Genomic DNA, 22,052 nt, shown 5'->3' with positions numbered 1-22,052 from the left:
TATTATTGGTTTGTTGGATTGAATAGGATTGATTTTGTTTTTTTTTGGCCTTTTAAAATATAGTGGTCCTTGTTAGCGGAATAATAGAGAGTCACATGATCCGAATGTTCCTGGGTCGCAAAAAGAAAATCGTTAATCACTTTTTTGCTAAAGGGTAATTCTTCATAATCCACTTTTATTTCTTCCAATGGCCCTGTTTGGGAGGAATCCACATCCATAAACCTGTACTGTGGACCCAAATTTGGTTTCATAGGCTGTCCCTTCAATTTTCTCTTGATTCTGTTCACTTTGGTATTGACTCCCTTAGCTATTAGAAACGCCAAAATCCTAGATCTGTTGCCCTTGAATTGGGCATGTAAAAATCCTTTTATGGAGTACTTTGGGTAATAAAAATGATGATTGAAGCGGTAGCTGGTATTGCACCACCACTTTTTATAATCCAAATCGCCCCAGCCCATATCATATTGGATAAATCCATTATCCATACACCATTCCAATAATTTGTAGATTACGATTTGACCAAGACTAAACTTGCCATAATCCAAATCATAGGAGGAAATGTAGCCAAACAACAGCCGATCATAGACATAATTAAAGGAAAAGGCTATGGGCAAATCCTTGTCATAAACCACAAACAATGAGGCTTTTCCCTGATTTATAAGATCAAAGGAAGTGGCATATACTTTATCCCAGATGGCCAGGGTGCTACTTTTCTGTCCACGCTGCTTAAATCTTTGGACTATCATGGATCTTAAGCGTTCCATTAAAAATTGGTAATCCGATTCCTCTATTTGGTGGTGGAACAGCTTGTATTGTATATCAAAACAGCTTTCCAGTCTGCGGCGCGCGCGGTTAATGTTTTCGCGTTGCTTTTTGTTTTGATGGCGTAAATAATCGTCCGCACTGGAATAACCATCCAATCGGATTGCATGACCCTTGACTGTGGGGAACATTCTTTTTGTCATACCTTCTGAATCAAAAACATTGATTTTAAGATGGTCCGGTACATGCGAAAAGGAATAGATTTTTTTGTCTTTATCCGAGGTATTTGAATGATCAATGAGGTTGTCTTGCCCGTCCGAGAGCCGAATATGGGAATACACTTGGGAAATAGGCCCTTGTTTTATGTATAGGTCAGTAAATAGCGATACACTTTCTTTTTTCATAAAACAGTTGGTTACGCTTATATGCTTGACCTTAGGACTTTGATACCTTTATTTTTTCCCAACACAAGGTACGTATTTGAAAGATTGGTCAACTCCCTCACAGTGATGTCCGTGGAATGATCCCGATATTGATATTGAAAATTGAAAACCAGGGGCTTAAGCCAAAAATAGGTAGCTGTATGAATGCTAACCTCTTTATAGGGTTCGCTCAGGAATGCGTCAGTCTTGTTCTGTAAGTCTATTTCCTGAATTTCGGGTCTTTCCGTAGGCTTGGCTTTGTTGGCCGTGCGGCTTAGAGCTGCTTTTTTTTGCTTTTCCGCCTTTTTAGCCTCCTTGTAATCCTTAAATCGATAGGTCAAAACTCTCAATGGGACGATCAATCGATGCACCAAAGAGTTGGGATTATAGTAAATGTGATGACCAAGAAAGGCAACATTGTTGCACCAGTCGTATTTGTAAGACTGGTCCCCCCACATAAAGTCAAGAATCCCATAGTTGTGTTCCAAACACCATTCCACATGCTTGGTAATGTCTATATGCCCAAGCCCAAATTTGGCGTAATCAATATCGTAGGATCTAATGGCACCATTTAGGATGTCCTGAAAATGAAAATTCAGACAGATGTCGATGGGGCGGGAGTCCGCATAGATGATATGAAAAGAAGCTTTTTTATCCAAGATCAAGTCAAATGCTCTTTTTTTAAGTGCTTTTAGTTTTCCAGCTTGATTGAATTCCCTGCCTATTTGATCAAATCGACGCTTAATAAGTTCCTGCATGTTGTGGAACAACTCCTCATACCTGTCTTTTTCTATCTCTCCAAAGTATACCTCGTAGCGGATATCAAAACAGGACTCAAGCCTTTTCATCCTACTTTTTAATCGACTTCGTTGCTTGGAGCCCATTTTGGAGTTCATATAGTCCGTGACGCATGAAAACCCGGTAAGATCAATATGAAAACCTTTTATTCTACTAATTTTTAATTCTTTAAGTTGATTATCAAGAGTGTGTGACACAGGTTTTAGATACTCGGGAATGCATCGTATTTCCGTAATTCTGGATAACCAGGCTTTTGATAGGGTTGAATCGGGGTTTACATAATTTTTCCCTGTTCGGGTATTACGAATCGTATGGTAAATAGGTGGAACATGCTGTTCTTTAAACAGACAAAAGGTAAAATTGTAATTGGAGATTTTGACAATTCCCATACCTTTTTGCTATACGTTTAGTTTTACACCCATTTTCTTGTCTTGGCCAACCAAAAGGAAGGTCTTGTCCGTTTCATCCATCTTAAATACATTCAGATTTTCCAAATGTTCTTGATGGAGATATAAAAACTCATAGCAAATCCCTTTTAGCGAACTATGTTCCGATAAACTAAGATCTAAAGGGGCCAATTCTTTTTGGGTTTGTCTATCATCCACCTCCAAAAATTGGTAATCCAAACTTTCCTTTTTATTGTTTTTTAAGGCATATGTAAATCGATGCAAGGTTTCATTGAGTTTTTTCTCCCTTAAGTATTGTTTCAAGGAAAACAAGCTTTTAAGTGTATAGGCCAAAACTCGAGATTTAAAAGAGCTTTTATCGTATACAATGTGATAGTGGAAATCGAACTTTTTATTGGCCCAGCGGGTTTTATAATCGAAATATCCTTTGGAAAAGTCAAGGATATCCCAACCATTTTTGGTGCACCAGTCTATCAAGTTCATGATTTTGATGCTTCCCAAATGAAACTTTGCATAATCTATGTCAAAAACCGTAATGGCATCAAATATTCTTTTGTCCGATAGGTAGCCCAAGGTTACGCTAATAGGCTCGTTGTTGTTGTACAGGACAAAGAGTACGGCCTTTTTCTCCAAAATCATGGGATATGCCACGTCTTTATAAAAGTTCCATTCTTCGGGATCTAGGTTATTGTTGGAAATTTGTTTTTCCCCGAAGCGTTTCTCCAAAAGGTTTCGGAAACTATCAAAAATAGCATCATACTCCTCTTTTGATATTTCACCGCAATGGGCTTTGAAGGAAACATGGAAAGACTCCTCAAGCCTTTTTTTGTATTTCCTCAACTTATAGCGGCTACTTTTTTTGAAGGTCTTGGACATATAGTCATCCAAGGAACTAAAGTCACCAAGCTCTATAAGGAACCCTGGATATTGTTTAACCGGATATAGACCTAATGGACAATTCTTGATGTCCTCATTTATTGTGTCGAAATCAATAACATCATAAATAAGAAAGGTCTTACCCTTTTCTTCTTTTCCGCAATTTGGGTCGAACTCGTAGTGTACCCCTTTGGTCAAATTTTTACCTGCATTGATGTGCAGACCGGGAATCTTGGACTCGTAAAATGAAAGGTTTTTGGCAAAATTGAAAGTGCTGGCCTTCTTGTCCCCCAAGAAATGCTTGGACCAGAAAGATAGAAAAGTGGTTGAATTGAAGGGGTTGGTATTGATCATTTTGTAGTATTGCGTTGCGCATCATTTTAGAAATAATGTGCTGTACACCTTTTTTGTTATTTCATTTCTCCATTGATTGCACTTATTCCTGGGTTATTTAACCAGGTACCAAACATAGCAGTTGTACATTTCTTTGGGGAAAATGACTTTACGTAACTAACAAAAGGTAACTACCAAAATCAATATATGGGGGCTATCCGCCACAACCACTGGATTAAATCATCTATCCATGCAATTTTCCACTGGTAAATGTTTTTTGGGCCAAGTGGATTTGCGACCTCTTTCTCATAGCTGAAACAGGATCACATTTTGCTTTCTATCAACTCTTTTAATCCAGAAACCGTACCTGAGCCTTCAATTTCTTCGGCAGATAACGGTACACTATATTCTGAATCACAAAAGGCAATAATGGACAAAACAGTCAATGAGTCCCAAGCTTCAAAAGATTGAAGTTCATCGCTTAGACCTACAGCCTCTTCTTCCAGCAATTCAGCAATTGAAGTTTCAAAATTTTCCATTCGTTGTTATTTATAGTCAATCATTTCACAAAAATCGAGCTTTTCCAATTTCATTAGCAGGGAGGCCCAGCTCAAACCGGCACCAAAACCTGCGATGCAAACCAAAAATGACTCTGTCAGTAGTTTATCCGCTAAATTGAAAGTAATGGCGGTAGGAACACTAACACCGCTGGCGTTTCCAAAGTTCTCAACAACATTGTGCGGCATTTTATCATGTGGCACCCCCATTTTATCAGCAAGCTTCTTTAGCATAAACTTATTGGGCTGATGGAATAGGTAATAGTCCACATCCTCCTTGTCGCAATTCGCCTTTGACAGTAAATTATCAATCATGGGAGGCACCTGTTTTTGCACAAAATTAAAAACGTCATCACCCTTCATGACCAAATGATCCAATGCTCTGGAATTTCCATTCTTATCCGTCTGTAGTTCTGCTGTCTCTGGTGTAGAGGGCATTTTAAATCCACCTGCGGGTATGATCAACGACTCCGCACCTGTTCCGTCCACGTTAATGGTACCATAAATGGTGCTGTCATTGGAATCTTTTTCTACGATGGTAATGGAAGCTGCATCTCCCGTCAATGGACGGCTACCCCTATCCTTGGCAGAAACTTTGCAACTCATCATATCGGCATTCAGGAGGACTACTTTGTTCACCTCTTCCTGATCTAACAGCATAAAGGCCTGGTTAAGACCAACGGGATATCCAGAACACGCTTGGTTAATGTCCAACAACATCATATCCTGTTTTAATCCAAGCTTTCCTTGGATAATGTGGCTTGTAGCTGGAACAAAATGGTCCGGGGATTGGGTTACCAACACGATACCATCAACGTCTTCCTTCTTTAAAAGACCTTTGTCAAAAAGGTAATTCATGCCATAAATGCATAAATCGGATACTGCAGTACCCTCTTTTACGACCCTACGCTTTCCATAACCCATAATCAGCTTAAGCTTCATGGATTGTGCCCGCGAGAAGTCATAGTTGTCAATTTCATCATCAAAATTGACCTCATTCTCAGGCAAAACCGTAAGAATCCCCGTAATTTTCTTATTTCGAAATTTTAGGTTCATTCCGTAACTCCGTTTTTGTTAAGCAATTGAATAATACCTTCAACACTTGAAAAGTTTTCAGGTAAAATTTCAGTACCGTCAATGGATATTCCGAATTCTTCATCCAGGGAAGCAACCAAACTCACTATATCAAATGAGTCCAACATGCCTTCTTCAATGAAATTACTGCTTTCAGAAAAATCAAATTCTGGTCTGATCTCCGTCAAGAATGTTAAAATTTTATCTTTCAAATTGAACCGTATTGTTAGTTATGTGCATCTTTTGAGATACCCTATATATTATTAATTTGTTTATTTAACAAGGCCCTGTCAATTTTTCCCGTGGTTGACTTGGGCAATACATCCATCTTAATGTATTTGGTAGGTATCATATGCTTGGACAATACCTCCCTTAGCTTTATCCTGAAATCCTTTACAGGTATTTCGGTTTCCGATTCGTACACCAAAACGATTTCCTCATTCGCCTTATCAAAAAACACGCCGGCGTTTATGGTATCGAATACACTTAAAATATAATGTTCTATTTCCCCTAGATCGATCCTATATCCAGAAAGCTTAATTTGAAAATCCTTTCTTCCGATATAGATATATTCTCCTTTTTCGTTTAAAAAGACAATATCACCAGTCCTGTAGATTCTTTCAGGTACTGACTTATTTAACGGATTTTGCACAAAAACCGTATTGGTTTTCTCAAAATTATTCCAATAGCCCAGGGCCAGGGATGAGCCCCTAACACATAATTCCCCTTGTTCACCTACCTCGCAAAGCTCGTCCTTATCGTTCAATACAAGGATATCCGTATTTCTACAGGGTATGCCAATAGGCAAGGACTCGTCCTCATTAAAAGAATCATCTACAATATGGTAGACACAGGTTCCCGTTATTTCTGTTGGGCCGTACATATTGCCATAAACAATCTCCCTTTCCAAGCTTTTGATCCAATAGTTCAAGTGCTTGGGAGGCATTACCTCTCCACCAAACAATACCTTTTGTACGGTAGGGATCTTGTTTGAATCCAGGAGTTTAAGATTGGCAATATTGACCAAGACCGCCGGCACCCAGAAAATGAAATTGATTTCATGTTCGTTGATGTAATCCAACAAGGTGGCGGGGAAAATAAATTTTTGTTCGGGAATGATATAAAGTGTCGCGCCCCTGAATATCATGAGATAAATATCCAAAGTGGACATATCAAAGATAAATGGGGTCTGATTCCCGATTTTTTCGTTTTCGGTTATGTCAAAAGTGTCGGCGACCCAGTTGATATAATCGATTATGGATAGATGTGAGATAACGACACCCTTAGGTACTCCTGTAGATCCTGAGGTATGTAGAATATAGGCAGGATCGGTATCCACACATTTTTTGTAATTGAAACTTTCGTCTACCTTCTCATTGACATCGAGCTCGTCCAAATTGATAATGTCAACGTCCAGATCACATTTCTGAAGGTTGGCCAAGAATTTGTTGTTTGTGATGATGCATGAGGGCTTTAAAGCTTTTAGAATGGCCTCAATTCTCGGAACTGGATTTTTTGTGTCCAACGGGGTATAGCAGTTGCCACTGTACATGGTACCCAAAAACGAAGCGATGGCATCATTGGTTTTTGGCAAATAGATGGCAACAGGGCTGTTAATGGCATCACTTTTCTTAGCTATTTGGGTTGCTATAAGTTTTGCGCGTTGGGTTAACTCCTTGAAAGTTAATTGGGAAGTACCGTCTACAACGGCTAATTTATCCGGGAATTTATCAACGGTACTTTCGAAATATTCAATTAGGTTAATTTTTATCATAATGGTACGCTAAACACATAAAAAGGTTGAAATCTGTGACGACAAGAAAACCATTCCATAGCTGATTACGATTGCTAGGAGGATGATCTGTGTACTTGTTGCCGAACTCAGTTGAAATCCGATTGCTTACTTTTCTGCTGATTAACAAATTTGGGGGTGACAAAATGTATTTGGAAACTTGACCATTCAAAGACACCGAAGCGGTGTCTTTGAACAGCTAGTTAAAACAGTCAGTAATTGTGCTTTAGAACTTCAAGTACCTTTCTGGAATTGGGAATTCTGGAGTAGCTCTTTGCCAGTACATACTTAGAATCCACCATCTTTCCTGATAGTAGGCCAACTGAATACTGTGTACGTTTCTCACGTAAGACTTACCAGCGGCCATGTCCTCTTTGCTGTGGAAAGACTCACAAGTACTCACTACGTGCGCGATGTTACCGTAAGTTTCTTCTACCCGTCCAATTTCTCTTTCATAAAAACCGGTTTTTCTAGTGGTTTCCATCCACTTCCCAATTCGCTCAATATATTCATTACAAGACAAGAACTGAGGCCTCATATTACCGTTTGAATCGTTTTCATAACTGATTAATTTGCCCTCAGGATGGAATAAGAACCTGTAGAAATCCCAATCTCTGGGCTCTCCTGGCTCCCCGCCTATACATGCGTAGGAGGTTTTTATGATGTCATCCATCGTCTGTACACTTTTCAGATATTCTTCTTTCATAATAGAAATGTTGTTTTGGGTTATATAATATTTATTTTAAAAAAATTAAACAGCTAGAACGATTTGTCTACTATTATTATTGTTATTTCATTGTTCTTACAAACCAGTCATGTTTTTGTAAACCTTGATAGGTCTGCTTGTAGGAATTTATTCAGAGGACTTAAATAAACGAGTTTCCTCTTTTTGCTTTTGAAATCACGTTTTAGGGTCCTTGATTTGGTTCCCAAACCATTACAAAAAAAATACATCTTCCTGACAACCGAATTTTTTTCAGTTGAAAGCCTTAAAAGTATCGACCATCCTCCCAAAATGACAAACGCCCAAATTATTTTTGAAATCCAACCGGAATGATGTGCAGATTTTGGAGTTGAAAAGAATCCCTCCATATTTGGGTATTCAATGGGAATAACCTTTGTTTCATTGGATTACATCTTAAAGAAATCGTAAATGATCAATAGGTTTCTTGTTGAACCAAATCAACATCCAACTGAATTTAAGCAAAACCAACCCACGGAAATCCTATTCCAACATGTCAAGAAGCCAAGCTTAGTTCGGATAGTTGAAACTAGACCTTGGTTTAAATCTAGCCCACCTTTGGTATGGCCATCACTTTTTCCTTAAAGCGATAGAAAACGGTCGTATCATCCTTTACATTTTTGTCCACGATCATACCCGCCTGGATCACATTGTTGTTGCCCACCTCAATACCTGGAATCACCAAAGAACGTAGCCCAAATTGATTGTTATTGCCCACTTTCACAGATCCAGCTACACCGGCAACTGAAAAGAAGTTATTGTCTCCCACCACACAATCATGGCTAATAAAACAATAGGAGGTAAGAAGATTGTAACTTCCTATGGTAGCATATTTTTCAAGGATACAGAACGGAAACACAATGTTTCCCTCTCCAATGGTCAATTCCTTGGCCATTACCACACTATGGTGGATAAAGCTTCCAATCTTGGCGTTCTTTTCTTTTAAAGCCTTGATCATTTTTTCCCTAAAGGGAATACTCATCACAGCGATCAAAACTTCCTCATCTTCCTTGGGTTCATAGGAATCTATGTCGCATAGGACCGGAGCGGAAAAGTTGTATTTTTCGTAATGGTCTTTTACGTGCTCCGCATAATCTATATAACCTAGGATATTGATTTTTTCCTCTTCTGGGACTTTAGTATTGTGATCTTCTATGTAGAATGTAACTTCCGAGGCGCAACCCCCAGTTCCTAAAATGATAATGTTTCTCATTGTCTCCGTATTATTTGGTCGGACTAGACCTTTTGTATTATTTGATTTAAGCGGGGGTGTTTTAATGCTCATAGCGAAATTATGTATTTTCTATGAATCAAATTTGCCCTATTTGTTGAATTTAATGTATTGATATAGTCATTTTAAAGATTCGCTTCAGTACTGCCTGTTCCCATTAAACCCTGCTTTCAATTTGAATTCCTTTTAATGTGGGGCAACTTTTATGGCAACATTATTTATGCACTACGCTAGCCCTGTACTGAGGGAAGAATCTCAGATCCAAATTGTCACAATACATAAGGCCGTTTTTTTGCTCAACCAATTCCTGATAGATTTCCTTGTTTACCGTATACTTCCAAACCCTAAAAGGGAACGTATCTTTGGAGAATCCTGATTTAAAATAGAACAAAGAATCTTCCTTGCTGCCAACGCCGCCACCAAGATTGAAATAGCGATATTTTTCATGGGTTCCCCTGATCCTCATTTCGTCTATCAATAACTTCACAGGGTTTAGATCTAGATATTGCTCACTAGTTCCAGAGAGATGGTATTGAATGTAGGCATCCTTCTTCGTGAAAAGTGCTCCACCAGCTATTTTGCCTGTTTTGTTCTGTATGGCCAATAGCAATTCCGTATCAAAGTGGGGGCTCTCCAGTAAATCGAGAAAATACTTCTTATCAAAAAGGTATTCTTTGTTGGCATTTACCCGGACCATGTTTTCATGGTACAATGAGATAAAGGTGTCAATGTCCGAATCCGTTTCGGCATGCCTTATGGTATAAATGGACCTGGATTTGTTAATGTAGGTCCTTAATCTTTTAAAATAATTTCCCCACTGCTCTTCCAAGCTTTTGGTGAGATCAATGTAAACCACCCTTCCCAAGGTTTCCGTTTGTCCCAAATGGAACAAACAGTGTTCTTGATTGGGAATAAAGGAGTTTAGTCTGGAAAAAATGGAAACAATATTTTGTTGTTCGAACAAATCCTGAATCTCTTTCCGAAAATCACTGAAATCACATTTCGAAGTTACATTTTGGGTGATGGGTCCAGGATACCCGTATACCGAGGTCGCATCTTTGTACAGGGAATATTCGATATCTCGAAAGAGCAATGGCAAAAGAATGGTTCTGTTCTTATCATGATAATGAATCAAAACTGGTTCCTCTCCATTCACTTTGGATGCATGGTGGTAGTCATAGGTGTGATAAAAATCAGCGGAATCACATCCTTTTACAAGAGCATCCCATTTTTTCTTCTCCTTTACGATTTCAATCATCCTAAGAATTTGGTCTTTCGATTGGTATTAAGTTTGGTCCCTAGTTAAGGTATTGGTTTGATATTCCATACAAACTTTGACAACAAAATTCATTAGTCCATGTTCCCATTTTATCAGCCCATTTTTTAAAGTCAAAGCCTAATTTCATGCATTCATATAGGGTATAGGGCATTAACTTGCGTTTCCACCCCATGCGGCCCAAGCATCTTCTTGTTTTTCGGTATACACATCGTCGGATTGGAATACCTTCTGAACCGTTTTAAACAGAATTTTCACATCAGTGCCAAAACTAAGGTTGTCCACATACCACACATCATGCTCAAACTTTTCTTCCCAAGACAACATGTTTCGGCCATTTACTTGTGCCCAACCTGTTATTCCAGGTTTTACCTGGTGTCGTCGTGCCTGTTCTTCATTATAAAGGGGAAGGTAAATGGTCAATAGGGGTCTTGGGCCTACTATGGACATGTCTCCCTTTAATACGTTTACCAATTGCATCAATTCATCCAAAGAATGGTTTCGGACAAAAGCACCCACTTTCGTTACCCGATCTGCCTGATCTTCCAATTCGCTGTCCTTATCTTTTGGGTCTCTTAGCGTCTTGAACTTTATAATGGTAAATATTTTCTCGTTCTTACCTGGTCTCTGCTGAAAAAAGAAAGGCTTGCCTTTATTGGCAAACACCAATAAAATGATCAAGATAATTATGACTGGCGAAAACACGATCAATGCCACAAGTGATATTGAAAAGTCTAGTACTCTTTTAAAAAACTTTCTGTACATAATGAATGAATCTTTTTAGTAATATCTCTTTATAATACTTCCAAGATTTTGGATTTTAAAGTCTTAAAAATTGGTTTTTTCAGGCACAAAGAAAAAGTAAAAAAGTTGTTCATGTACCAACCAAACCAAATATTAGCCAAAATGCTAAATCCTTTGGATGAACGAAGGCTAATTTCGAAAAATGACATTTTTTTCGCTATTGCCCATGGAATTTCTCCTAATTCCTTATTTATTTAACGTTGAAAGCCTAATTTAGGTACAAGTCCTGTAAAATATTCATTTACAGCCACTTGTGAACTAGAGCCAAATGCCTTCCGGAATAGGTTTCTCTTCAACCACCTCTATAAGCAGTTGGTTGGGCCCGCGAACAAAGAAACTCTTCAGTCCGTGCACCTGATCGGTCTTAATTCCCTGCACTATTTCAACCTTGGCAGACTGCATTTGTTCTAAGACGGGTTCAATGTTTTCAAAAGAAAATGCAAGATGGTCAAGCGAGGTTCCATCTGTAAGCTTGAACTCTGACGGAAACCACGTTCTTTCCTCCACAGGCTTACCGTTCACGGTAATATTGATATTGCCCACATACAGCCTATTCCATTTGAACAAACCGGTTGCCCAGGTCTGTGCACTTTCGTATTCCGGGGCCAGGCCCAAATGGGATTCAAACCATTGCATGGTTTCATCTACATTCGTAGCCAATAGATGAATATGTTCAAAAGTATGGTTTCTATTGCCGGTAAACACCTCCACAACCTCCTTGTCGGGACCAAAAAAGTACATCCAATGGCTATTGTTCAATGGATTTATGGGCGTATGCACTTCTATGCCCTCCTTTACCCGCCAATCAAACTCCGAAGGCCCATCTACCCCGGACCACCCAATATGCCATAAACTGGATCCATCATGTGTTTCTGGGGCTTCCTTGACCTCGTCCAGCAACAGAAATGACTTTTCGGTAAACAAGGCATCCGATTTCCCCCGGTATCGAATCCTTTTGGCGCCAAAATATTTCTCGTAGAATGCTAAACTCTTATTGATATCCGTGACGTTTAGATGGATATGATGAAAATTTGCCTTATTCATGTTAGGTTCTTTTAGTATTGATTGGAAAAAGCCGTTTTCTGCTTATGGATGCACATGAACATAGTAGTGGAACTTTTTAAGTTCATTTGGAATGCTTGGCTTGAATGTTTTCTGAAACTGAATTGACTACTTCGGCAAATTCTTTGCACAAAATAGATTTATCATATTTGGTTTCCGCCAGATTTCGGGCATTCAATCCCATGTTTTTGCAAACCTCTGGATTATCCTTTAAAAAAGTGATTTGGTTTGCCAAATCCTCTGGATTTTTTGGATTTACAAAAACACCGCACTCATATTTCTCCACCATGTCCTTGGTCCAACCGGGAGAGTTGACAATTATGGGCTTTCCAGCAGATAAAGAATCAAATAGTTTGTTTGGGGAATTGGTGGCCAAGATTGGAATATCTGCAAAGGTTACCATGGAAACATCACATAAATTCACGATTTCCGATAGTTCCTTTAAGCCAAATCCACCAAGGAAATGTGCATTTCGTATTCCCAGGTTTTCACATTTTGCTTTGAGTATGGGTTCTGTAGCCCCACCTCCCATAAAAACAAATTCTATCTCTGGATTGTCTTTTAAATGTTTGATTCCCTCAATAATGAAGTCCATGCCATTGGCCAATCCCATGGATCCGAAATAAACCGTTTTGAACGCATTCGGGTTTAATCCCAGTTCCTTGCAAAAAGCATCGTTCTTTTCCCGATTCCAATAGACATCTATCTTGGACATATTGGGAATCATGGATACTTTTTCTGGGGCGATCCCTCTTTTTATCACCCCATCTTCCATGCCGGGAGAAAGGGCAACCACATGTTCTGCATTTACATAAATGGTCTTTTCGAACCACAACGCCAACTTGATCAGAAGCTTGTTGTTCAATCCGCCCATTTGTATTGGAACTTCGGGCCACAGATCCCTTACTTCAAAAAGGAATGGGGTTTTTTTGAATTTTTTGACCACTAGGGCTGGAAAACCTATGGTTAGGGGAGTGGAGGTAGCAATGACCAAATCCACATTTTTTTCTTTAAGGGCCATTCTAGCCGATTTGAGCATAAAGCTGACAAAGGAGAGCAATCGTTTAAAAATGCTCATGTACTGGCTATAGGGTACCTTTAAATAGATGACATCTATCCCATCAATGTTGACCCTTTTGATTTTTGAATCTATTTTACTGGAGGTGGCCAACATGGTAACTTGATGACCCTCTTCTATAAGTTTACGACTTATCCAATACGATCGGGTGCCTCCGGGTTCTTTTGGTGTTGCGAAGTATTGGTGTATGTAAAGTATTTTCATTAATGGTTATTCAATAATCGGATTGCACTTTTATGGGCATTTGGAAATTCTCTGGTTTAAAATAAAGACCAAATCTTTAACCTTAACGTTGCCATGCATTACATATTACTTGCCACAAGCTTAATTGCCATAAAAAAATTGAAGGCAAGCATGGCAAGGATTACTTACTGGCCGATACATTTATGTAAGACTTGGAGGAAAGCGCAAAAATAGGATTTTCAGGATAATCTGTGCGACCAATTAGCGAGATTCAAAAATTTTATTCGCTCGAAGAACAATCTTAAAAATCCCCTTGTTTTTTATTTGTTGGATGAATTCCGATGTGGTATTTGGAACATTGGATTCAATTATTCGATAAAACTAGTATTTTGACTAGTAAGTTGGTGCATCCACTCTTTTTTTAATTTAATTTGCCCTCAGATTTCAAAGTGTCTAAATGATAAGCTTATTAAATAGGATAAACGACTATTGTCTGTACCTTCTGGTGTTTTCCGTTACTTTTGAGAACTGGGATCCCTTTAATTTGGTAGGCTATTCGGTCACCTATTTTGCAACCATCATGTATTTGGGAACCTGGGTTCCGTTGATTGCCAGGAATTTTCAATTTACCCCCTTTAAAAAAATTGTGATACCCTTACTGCTCTTTATTGTGGTGGGGTTTATATGTTCTGCCATACACTCGGAGTATGTCCACGAATTGAAATTTGCATACCATTATAGAGCACTTCTTTTAATAGTGCTGATGACATTTATCGCCTCCCATATATACTCCAAACCAAAAATGTTGCCCCTGGTTTTGAATTGCTATTTGGCCAGTGTGCTCTTGGCCTTTTTGCTGATAACGGCTGGCAAAGGTGTTACGTATGAAAATGGCAGGCTGTTGCTATTTGGGGAGAATCCGAACATTATTGGGGCCAAATCTGCCTTGGCTTTCTTAATTACCATTTCAAGGTTAATAAACAAGTTCACCATTAAAAGGGCTGTTGTTATCCTTATCATTTGCATTCCATTTATAAGCATAATTGCAATGTCCGGTTCAAGGGGAGCCTTTGTTTCCATGTTTTTAGGGCTTACGGTACTGCTGCTGTATAGAAAGACGGATATTCTAAATAAAATGGCGCTGATCATTTTTGGAGTACTTGCCTCGGCCATGCTGATTACCTATTTGTTGGAAACAAATCCCGTAATGGCAGAACGTTTTGCCGCTACGGTGGAAAGGGGGGATATTGGAAGAAATGTACTTTGGGCAGCTGCCATTGAAGTTATAAAGGACAATATTTTTATTGGCGCCGGTTTTGAAGGTGTAAAACCCCGCATGTATGAGCATTCGGGTGTTTTTATGAATCCCCATAACATTTTGCTCTATGTTTATATAGCCAGCGGCCTCCCTGGAATAATCTTGTTTGTTACCTTTTTGGCCCGTTTGGTTAAATTATTGTTTCTGCACTACAAAAGGTATGGAGATTCGTTGAACCTGGTTATGTTCGTGATCGTTGTGTTCAATATGTCCAAACAAGGTGGTAGTATAGGAAAAACACTGTTTTGGTTCTTTTTTGCGGTGTTGATGGGTTCCACTGCCCACGTCTTATCCAGGGTTAAACAAAAAAAGCTGGCTTAATGAAAATATTGGTAGTATCTAATAATTATCCATCGTTAGAGTATCCAACAAGAGGTGTATTTGTCTACAACCTTATACAGCAATTTTGCAAATTGGGACATGAGGTAACGGTAATTTCCCCTAAAAACATAATGGCTTCCCGCCGCAAAAAGGTTGAATCCTATGGTGAAGAGAACTGTACCGTTTACCGCCCTAAGTTTATCTCGGCATCCGCCAGAAAAATAGGCCCCCTATATACTTACATGATTACCAATTGGGGTCAGGTAAAAGCGGTTCAGAGGACAGTAAGAAAGCACAATTTGGAGTTTGATTTTGTTTACGCACATTTTATGATGAATGGGATAATTGCCGTAAACGCGCTCAAAAAATATAATAAACCCGTATTCTGTGCCATAGGGGAAAGCAATCTCCTAGGTTTTACAAAATGGTACCCGAAGGATTATTTTAAAAAGAGCAGTCATGGAATTCATGGTTATATAGCTGTTTCAAATAAATTAAAAGACCAGTTGGTGGTTTTTGGGATTTCTCCCGATCGTATTTACATGAAACCCAATGCTGTGGACCTAACTAAATTCTATAAAAGGAACAAGGAAGAAATGCGGCAGAAATACAATCTGCCCACAGATCTTAAACTGGTAGCCTTTGTAGGCAGGTTTATGCAACATAAAGGGCCTTTACGGGTATTGGAAGCGGTTAAAAATTTAGCCAATGTTGGTGTGCTTTTCATGGGTAGTGGGCCTCAAGACCCTGAAGGCGATTCCGTTATCTTTAAAGGCAGTGTGCCTTCCTATCAAATACCTGAATTGCTTTCTGCCTCTGATCTCTTTGTACTGCCCACACAAAAAGAGGGGTCGTGCAATGCTATTGCAGAAGCCCTCGCCTGTGGATTACCTGTTGTATCCTCAGATATTCCGGAAGTACGAGATCAATGCACCCCCTCTTTTTCCATTTTGGTGGATCCTTTGGATGTAGAAGGCTTGGAAAAAGCGATAGATACTATTCTATCCAATGAAGAACGAAGGATTGAAATGTCGAGTAACGCCTTGGAGTATTCCAAGAATTTTGAGATAGGGGAGAGGGCAAGTAGTATTCTGAATTTTATAAAGGGTAGGATAGAGGCATAGGATAAGCGGTCACTTCGCCAAGCAAAGTTTATGAAAGAAAAACAAACCATCATATATATATTATCCAACCAACGATCGGGATCCACACTCATCGAGAACATTCTGTCGAAATCTTCCCAAATGGTCTCCATTGGGGAATCCTATCTTTTGGGCGGCCATATTCAGAAGACAGGCCCCGGCGGGGCTTGGGATTGGAATTGTTCCTGTGGTTCCAGTATGGAAACCTGCGAATTTTGGAACAAAGTATATCAAAAGCTTGGTGTTACGGACCCCAAGCAAATTAAAAATACACAGATAGATGCTCCCAAGGGAAAGGAAGCGGCGCACCAAATAGAAATGAACGAGGAGGCGCGATCTTTGATGAATAAGGTGTACAAAGCCGTATTTGAAATTACCAATTGTGACGTACTGGTGGACTCTTCCAAAGAGGCCTTTTACGGAACTTCCCTTTACCAAAAATCTCCTTTTAATTTTAAGTTTATCTATTTAAAAAGGGATTTACGTGCCGTATCCATTTCAAGGGATAAATGGCGAAAAAAATACAACAAAAAAGACATGAGCCTTCTCAAGTTGCTTGCATCCAACTACCTACACAGGTTAACGTGTAGGTCTATGCTGAGGAACGTGAAGAAAGAAGATGTTTTTCACTTAAAATACGAGGAGTTTTTTAAAAACCCCCAGCAGACCTTGGACGAAATGTCGGAATTCTTCGGTTTCGATAGATACGAGGTCCCAGAATACATGGAACTTAATGATGACCATACCATTGCCGGTACCCCCAACCGTTTTAAAAAGACCAAAATTCAATATGATGACCGATGGCATAACGTAGCCAAAAAGCATCCACTTTTTAACGGGCTGGGGTATATACTTAATAAACTAGGATGAGCCTCACCAAAAAAATAAAGAAGGCTGGTAAATGGCAGTCATTGTCTGTTATCTCCTTGAACATTTTACAGCTAGGTTATATAGCTATAATGACCAGGCTACTGCTAAAAACAGATTATGGTCTAATGGCGGTGGTAAACGGAATTATAGGAATAGGCAATATTTTTATTCAAGGTGGTATGGGCTCGGCCTTGATTCAACGCCAGAATGTAAATAACAAGCACATAAATGGAGCGCTGCAAACCAGCCTTCTAATAGGGTTTGTCCTTTATGCCCTTTTCTATTTAGCGGCCCCATTTATATCTTCTGTGTATAATGATGCCCGATTGGATGAACTGATCAAGGTTGCATCCTTAAACCTAATATTGCTTTCCCTGAGCAATATTTCGGGCAACTTGCTATTAAAAAATTTCGATTTCAAGCATGTATCGCTGGTCAACATAACCTCCAATATCATCGGCTATGGACTTGGGGTATATTTGGCATTTAATGGGTATGGTGTTTGGTCACTCATCATTGCAACACTGCTCGCCTCTTTTATCAGTACCATAGTATTGTTTTACTTTGCCCCAATAAAAATCAGTTTTAAAATTCACTATCGCGAAGCCCGTGAATTGTTCGGCTTTGGTTCAGGTATGATGTTATTGTCCTTTAGTAACTTTTTGTCGAACAAGGGATTGAATCTGGTTTTTGGAAAGATTTTCACTCAAGATATTCTGGGTATCTATGAAAGGACTGCAAGGGTGAAGAATCTTCCAAGTCAATTTCTTGCCAATATTATCAATAAGGTAATGTTTCCGGTCATGTCGGAAATTCAGGACGAAAATGAAAAACTGGTCAAAATTTACAAGTTTGGGCTGGGATTGAGTAATTCACTAATGATTCCTACCACCGTATTGTTGGTGTTTTTCTCCTCCGAAATTGTACAGATTCTTATGGGATCTAATTGGACAGAAGCAGTGCTGCCTTTACAGATAATGTTGTTGGTGCTAACTTTTAGCAATTCTGGAAAAATGACCGACGCGGTCATTCGGTCCAAAGGACTTATTTACAAGAATGTGACCCGCAAGTACATTTTTACGGCAATTATCATCGTCCTTTCCGGGACGTTGGGATATTTTTTCGGAATCAATGGAGCTGCTGTAGGAATTGTGATCAGCCATTTTATAAATTATTTAATGATGATCGTTCTCGTGAAAAATGTTTTCAAGGGAACTTTTCGCGAGTACTTCTTTCAGCCCTTTCTAGCAGGGTTGAAACTGGGACTATACCTTGGAATGTTGATCGTTGGATATAAATTACTGTTCAATTTATGGGGAGAGACAGATGTGACCATGTTTATTGTATTCGTGGTGGGCTTAATGGTAATAGCTGTTGGCATAGCTAGATTTAGACCCTCCCTGTTTGGATATTATCTAAAAGAGGCGATCAACAACACCATAAAAAAGATTTGAAAACGTTCATAGTGTTGAACGTGGCAAAGATATTTTGATTACTTAAAAAGATTATACATTTTAAATGTTACTTCAATTATGAAAAGTCAGGAACCAATCAACTTCTGGGGAATAGGGGCACAAAAAGCTGGGACCTCATGGTTATACTACAATCTATCCAAAACCCCTGGTTTTGCGATACCTCCTGTTAAAGAATTCCACTATTTTGACCGGGATACCAAATACCCCTCGCCCAACTTCCTTTCCAAGACCAAGGTAAAGGATAGGATTGGGAGCGCGGCGTATTTGAAAAAGGCTGCCAGGTCCATAGGCTCCTCACTCGTGAAAGGGAAAATGAAGCATGTGGCCTTCTCATTCAAATGGTTCTTTTCGGATTATAGTGATGAGTGGTATAAGTCCATATTTGCTCCCTTTAAAGGGCTTAAGGGGGAGATTACCCCTAGTTATTCCATGCTGAGCAAAGAGGATATTTCCAGAATGTATGCCATGGCCCCCAATGCAAAGTTGGTCCTGATGCTTAGAAACCCAATTGATCGGGCTTGGTCTCATTTCAGACATACCAAAAAACGTATTGAAGGTTTTACCCTTGACAATTTTGAGGAAAGTGAAATCTTGGCCTTTATGAAAAGTGATGGACAGGTGCTACGATCGGATTATGTTCGTACCATCGAAAATTTTACCAGCATATTTCCGAAGGAACAACTGTTGATTGGGTTCTTTGATGCCATAGTTGAAGCTCCAGAGCAATTACTGGAGGAGGTAATTCAGTTTATTTCAACCAGCAATGATGCTGAGGAAGCCTTGAACAAGTCATGGAATGCAGATGAAGCCGCAACCAAAAAAGTGGTAAATAAATCCATAGAATTGGATTGCCCTCCGGCAGTTTTGGCTTTACTCAAGGATATGTATCACGATATGATATTGGACCTGGCCAACCAATATGGAGGCTACTTTAATAAATGGTACTTGGAATCTTATGGTAAGCCTTCAGAAAACCAGGACGATAGATTGTTCTGTACCACAATGATAAAATAGCACCCGCCCAAACCCAATAACAATTAGTTGAAACGGCAAAGTGTATGGGAAGATGAGGTAGTTATTTGCTGATTTTCATCACGCAAAGGGCCCTTTTCCCAGTATGCACTGAATCAAAACAGATATACTCCCCGCTTGGATCCATTCTGGGGTGCAGGTCACAGCACCAGTGCTTGAAGTTTTGGGATTGAAATCGTTTAAAAGAGTTCAATCTGGCCAAAAGCACAACTTCATCTGTGTTGCAATCCACGCTGTACAAATTGGCCATTCTGTATTTGTCAGGATAGGTATCCGTTACAAAGGAATCATCGGTAATAAAACTTTGATGCCCATCTGAATTCAATCTAGGGTAGGCCACTCTTTTGTGTTTTTGTAAAGTAGGCTCTTCAAAAAGTACATGGCTATCAATGTTGCCAGTTCTACAATACGCGATTATTTGATTTTTATGGTTCCATACGTAATGCGAAACCATGTCATTAGTTGGCGCAACATGACATTTTCTCGTTTCCAAATCAATGGTCAGTAACCTGGAGTGCCTTTTGTTGGTGTAGGACACATCTGCCCATCGATGCAAGAAGGAGATATATCTGCCGTCAGGAGAGAACAAAGTATGGGTTACAAAATGGTGGCAGTCCTCATACTCCGGGGTAAGCGTACCAATTTCCGTTAGTTCCTTGAGGCTAACCAGCATTTCCTTGGTATCTGTATTTACATCCCCAAGAAACAATCCGGTGTTATCCGGGATTTTAATATCGTTAAAACTGTCGTCATCGTAAACAGCATAGCCGTAGCCCGGCATTAATCGTTCCAACCTGCCATAACTGAAAGTAGCGGCATAGTTCCCACAAGCGGAAACAGAATCCATAGGAAAGGACAGGGATTTCTCGGTGTTGGTACTTAAATCGTAAACCGTGGAAATTAGCTTGTCCCCACTTGCATTATTGTATATGAGGCTGTTCTTCCCCAACCATTGCAAACGACTTCCCTTATGGTAATTCCAAGCAAGGGTTTCACCAACTTTGACAAAATCCCCCATCTTACCGTCAAAGGGAAAATACCCTATTTCCAGAATATCACCACGCGTGGGCATATGCAAGGGAATCGTCAGTTTATTCGCCAACACTTTGGAACTGTCATGGGAAAAAGGGGAAACGTCATGAAATCCAAAGAAATGGTTTTCCTTGGCATCTATCTCATTTATAGAATAGTCTTTTTTATTGGGGAGGATATCAAAAAAAGATTGGTATAAGTTTCGGATAGCAATCTTGATTTTGGGATTGCCTTTTACGGTATCGTAAACTAGTTTTTCAATCTTGTTCATTGTACTGGTACATTGTTTTATAAAGATTTGCTATGCTGTTCCAATTAAAAGGTTTTACAAGCTGGGTAAAATCCCTATAGGTTTCATAACTATTGACCATCTGTGTTATTCCATTGCAGATTTCTTCCAAATTATCCGGGTTCACGGATACCCCAACGCCTTTTCCTTCCAAAAAGCCGTCTATCCCTTCACCTGAGGCATAAAGAACAGGTTTCCCTTGGGATAAGGCTTCTATGTAAACCAAACCAAACAATTCTCCTTTGGCCGGCATGGCAAAAATATCAGCATGTCTATATGCTTGCAGAAGTTTTTCCTTGTCCTTGATTTTTCCTTTGTAATCTACCCAATCGTATGATTTGATCTCATTTAAAAAGCTGTTGTAGAATTCCTTTTCGTATTGGTTTTCTCCTCCAACAACGGTCAGGTGGTACTTCTTATCCGTGGTTTCATTTAATTTTTCAAGGGCCTGAATCAAAGGGAGCACATTTTTCCTTTGCATAATCTGTCCCACGTATAGCAAGTTGACTCTTTTGTCCAATGATTTCCCAGATGGATTTTGAAGATTTTCCAACCAAAAATCGTTTATTCCATTGGGCATGATTTTGACTTTTGGGGAAATCTTGGATATAAAACCTCCCGGCATCATCTGGAAAAGTTTATCCCGATAGGTAGGTGAAATGAAAATAACCTGTTCCGCTTCTTCCAACACCTTTTTTGCCTTGAACCTTCGGTGGTACATATACTTATATTGCAAGGCGATGTCCGTAGTGCGGACGGCCACAATATACTTTAGACCAAATTTCTTCTTAAGATTATAGGCCACCACACCATCCGTAAATAGATTATGCGCATGTATAAAGTCGACGTTCTGATGCGCTTTTTTTTGGATCAGGGCATTGGTGATCTCCTTGATCTTTCGGAAATAGTTGTACTTATGGTTGGGTTTTATGACCTTCTCAAAAATCAGCTCCCCTTGATTTAAGTCCACTTCGTTTTCCGGTTTCCGGTCCGTCTTGATGGGAATATAGACCCGTTGTTCCAAATCAGCATCCAAAGTAGAATACAATTGGGAATAGAGGTGGTTATCTATATAATATGCATTGAGGTGGAGAATCTTCATTGATAAACGATCTTTGAAATATAGTTAATGTGTTGGCGTTTTACCGCTTCAATTTGAACCTCACATAAGTGCGC

The 22,052-nt window shown here is 39.4% G+C and carries 20 protein-coding genes; 5 read left to right on the top strand and 15 right to left on the bottom strand.

Annotated elements, in window-relative coordinates:
• Nucleotides 1-2 precede the first annotated feature (2 nt).
• The 13 genes from ACRHOZ_RS07405 to ACRHOZ_RS07345 form a co-directional block, all read right to left on the bottom strand.
• Nucleotides 3-1,166 carry a GNAT family N-acetyltransferase gene (locus ACRHOZ_RS07405; protein ID WP_431124046.1) on the bottom strand — a complete coding sequence of 388 codons (1,164 nt, stop codon included), beginning with the start codon at nt 1,164-1,166 and terminating at the stop codon, nt 3-5.
• A gap of 17 nt (nt 1,167-1,183) precedes the next feature.
• Nucleotides 1,184-2,371 (bottom strand): GNAT family N-acetyltransferase, encoded by a 1,188-nt coding sequence (locus ACRHOZ_RS07400; protein WP_431124044.1) that lies wholly within the window; start codon nt 2,369-2,371, stop codon nt 1,184-1,186.
• Nucleotides 2,372-2,380: 9 nt separating this feature from the next.
• Nucleotides 2,381-3,619, bottom strand: a complete 1,239-nt coding sequence (locus ACRHOZ_RS07395; protein WP_431124042.1) for a GNAT family N-acetyltransferase — start codon at nt 3,617-3,619, stop codon at nt 2,381-2,383.
• A 302-nt stretch (nt 3,620-3,921) separates the two neighbouring features.
• Nucleotides 3,922-4,137, bottom strand: a complete 216-nt coding sequence (locus ACRHOZ_RS07390; RefSeq protein WP_422351235.1) for an acyl carrier protein — start codon at nt 4,135-4,137, stop codon at nt 3,922-3,924.
• A 6-nt stretch (nt 4,138-4,143) separates the two neighbouring features.
• The gene (locus ACRHOZ_RS07385; protein WP_420399330.1) at nt 4,144-5,211 is read right to left on the bottom strand and encodes a 3-oxoacyl-ACP synthase III family protein; all 1,068 of its coding nucleotides are present in this window, start codon (nt 5,209-5,211) and stop codon (nt 4,144-4,146) included.
• Nucleotides 5,208-5,417: an acyl carrier protein gene (locus tag ACRHOZ_RS07380; protein ID WP_420399331.1), complete on the bottom strand. Its 210-nt coding sequence runs from the start codon at nt 5,415-5,417 to the stop codon at nt 5,208-5,210. The genes ACRHOZ_RS07385 and ACRHOZ_RS07380 overlap by 4 nt, the downstream gene beginning before the upstream one ends.
• Nucleotides 5,418-5,482: 65 nt before the next feature.
• Nucleotides 5,483-7,003 carry an amino acid adenylation domain-containing protein gene (locus ACRHOZ_RS07375; RefSeq protein WP_431124038.1) on the bottom strand — a complete coding sequence of 507 codons (1,521 nt, stop codon included), beginning with the start codon at nt 7,001-7,003 and terminating at the stop codon, nt 5,483-5,485.
• A 244-nt stretch (nt 7,004-7,247) separates the two neighbouring features.
• Nucleotides 7,248-7,694, bottom strand: a complete 447-nt coding sequence (locus ACRHOZ_RS07370; protein WP_431124035.1) for a hypothetical protein — start codon at nt 7,692-7,694, stop codon at nt 7,248-7,250.
• A 616-nt stretch (nt 7,695-8,310) separates the two neighbouring features.
• Nucleotides 8,311-8,976: a hypothetical protein gene (locus ACRHOZ_RS07365; protein WP_420399334.1), complete on the bottom strand. Its 666-nt coding sequence runs from the start codon at nt 8,974-8,976 to the stop codon at nt 8,311-8,313.
• Between the two features lie 232 nt (nt 8,977-9,208).
• Nucleotides 9,209-10,252, bottom strand: a complete 1,044-nt coding sequence (locus tag ACRHOZ_RS07360) for a GNAT family N-acetyltransferase (RefSeq protein WP_431124033.1) — start codon at nt 10,250-10,252, stop codon at nt 9,209-9,211.
• Nucleotides 10,253-10,423: 171 nt separating this feature from the next.
• The gene (locus ACRHOZ_RS07355) at nt 10,424-11,035 is read right to left on the bottom strand and encodes a sugar transferase (protein ID WP_431124030.1); all 612 of its coding nucleotides are present in this window, start codon (nt 11,033-11,035) and stop codon (nt 10,424-10,426) included.
• A gap of 297 nt (nt 11,036-11,332) precedes the next feature.
• Nucleotides 11,333-12,118 (bottom strand): VOC family protein, encoded by a 786-nt coding sequence (locus tag ACRHOZ_RS07350; RefSeq protein WP_431124028.1) that lies wholly within the window; start codon nt 12,116-12,118, stop codon nt 11,333-11,335.
• 82 nt (nt 12,119-12,200) lie between these two features.
• Nucleotides 12,201-13,418 carry a glycosyltransferase family 4 protein gene (locus ACRHOZ_RS07345; protein WP_431124026.1) on the bottom strand — a complete coding sequence of 406 codons (1,218 nt, stop codon included), beginning with the start codon at nt 13,416-13,418 and terminating at the stop codon, nt 12,201-12,203.
• A 436-nt stretch (nt 13,419-13,854) separates the two neighbouring features.
• Here ACRHOZ_RS07345 and ACRHOZ_RS07340 point away from each other — a divergent pair, with 436 nt between their 5' ends.
• From ACRHOZ_RS07340 to ACRHOZ_RS07320, 5 genes are all read left to right on the top strand, one after another.
• Nucleotides 13,855-15,036 (top strand): O-antigen ligase family protein, encoded by a 1,182-nt coding sequence (locus ACRHOZ_RS07340; protein ID WP_420399339.1) that lies wholly within the window; start codon nt 13,855-13,857, stop codon nt 15,034-15,036.
• Nucleotides 15,036-16,160 carry a glycosyltransferase family 4 protein gene (locus ACRHOZ_RS07335; RefSeq protein ID WP_431124023.1) on the top strand — a complete coding sequence of 375 codons (1,125 nt, stop codon included), beginning with the start codon at nt 15,036-15,038 and terminating at the stop codon, nt 16,158-16,160. Before ACRHOZ_RS07340 ends, ACRHOZ_RS07335 begins: the two co-directional genes overlap by 1 nt.
• A gap of 30 nt (nt 16,161-16,190) precedes the next feature.
• Nucleotides 16,191-17,048: a sulfotransferase gene (locus ACRHOZ_RS07330; protein ID WP_431124021.1), complete on the top strand. Its 858-nt coding sequence runs from the start codon at nt 16,191-16,193 to the stop codon at nt 17,046-17,048.
• Nucleotides 17,045-18,502, top strand: coding sequence for a lipopolysaccharide biosynthesis protein (locus ACRHOZ_RS07325; RefSeq protein ID WP_431124018.1), 1,458 nt, complete (start codon nt 17,045-17,047; stop codon nt 18,500-18,502). The genes ACRHOZ_RS07330 and ACRHOZ_RS07325 overlap by 4 nt, the downstream gene beginning before the upstream one ends.
• A 78-nt stretch (nt 18,503-18,580) precedes the next feature.
• Entirely contained in the window at nt 18,581-19,537 is a 957-nt protein-coding gene (locus ACRHOZ_RS07320; protein ID WP_431124016.1) for a sulfotransferase domain-containing protein, read from the top strand.
• Nucleotides 19,538-19,598: 61 nt separating this feature from the next.
• On the opposite strand, the gene ACRHOZ_RS07315 is transcribed toward ACRHOZ_RS07320, so the two are convergent.
• Nucleotides 19,599-20,858 (bottom strand): hypothetical protein, encoded by a 1,260-nt coding sequence (locus tag ACRHOZ_RS07315; protein ID WP_431124014.1) that lies wholly within the window; start codon nt 20,856-20,858, stop codon nt 19,599-19,601.
• Nucleotides 20,845-21,978, bottom strand: coding sequence for a glycosyltransferase family 4 protein (locus ACRHOZ_RS07310; protein ID WP_431124012.1), 1,134 nt, complete (start codon nt 21,976-21,978; stop codon nt 20,845-20,847). Before ACRHOZ_RS07310 ends, ACRHOZ_RS07315 begins: the two co-directional genes overlap by 14 nt.
• Nucleotides 21,979-22,052: the final 74 nt, after the last annotated feature.

Origin of the sequence: Flagellimonas flava, from assembly GCF_050617915.1 — a bacterium.
Taxonomy (GTDB): Bacteria; Bacteroidota; Bacteroidia; order Flavobacteriales; family Flavobacteriaceae; genus Flagellimonas; species Flagellimonas flava_A.
This window is presented reverse-complemented; position numbering and strand designations above follow the sequence as displayed.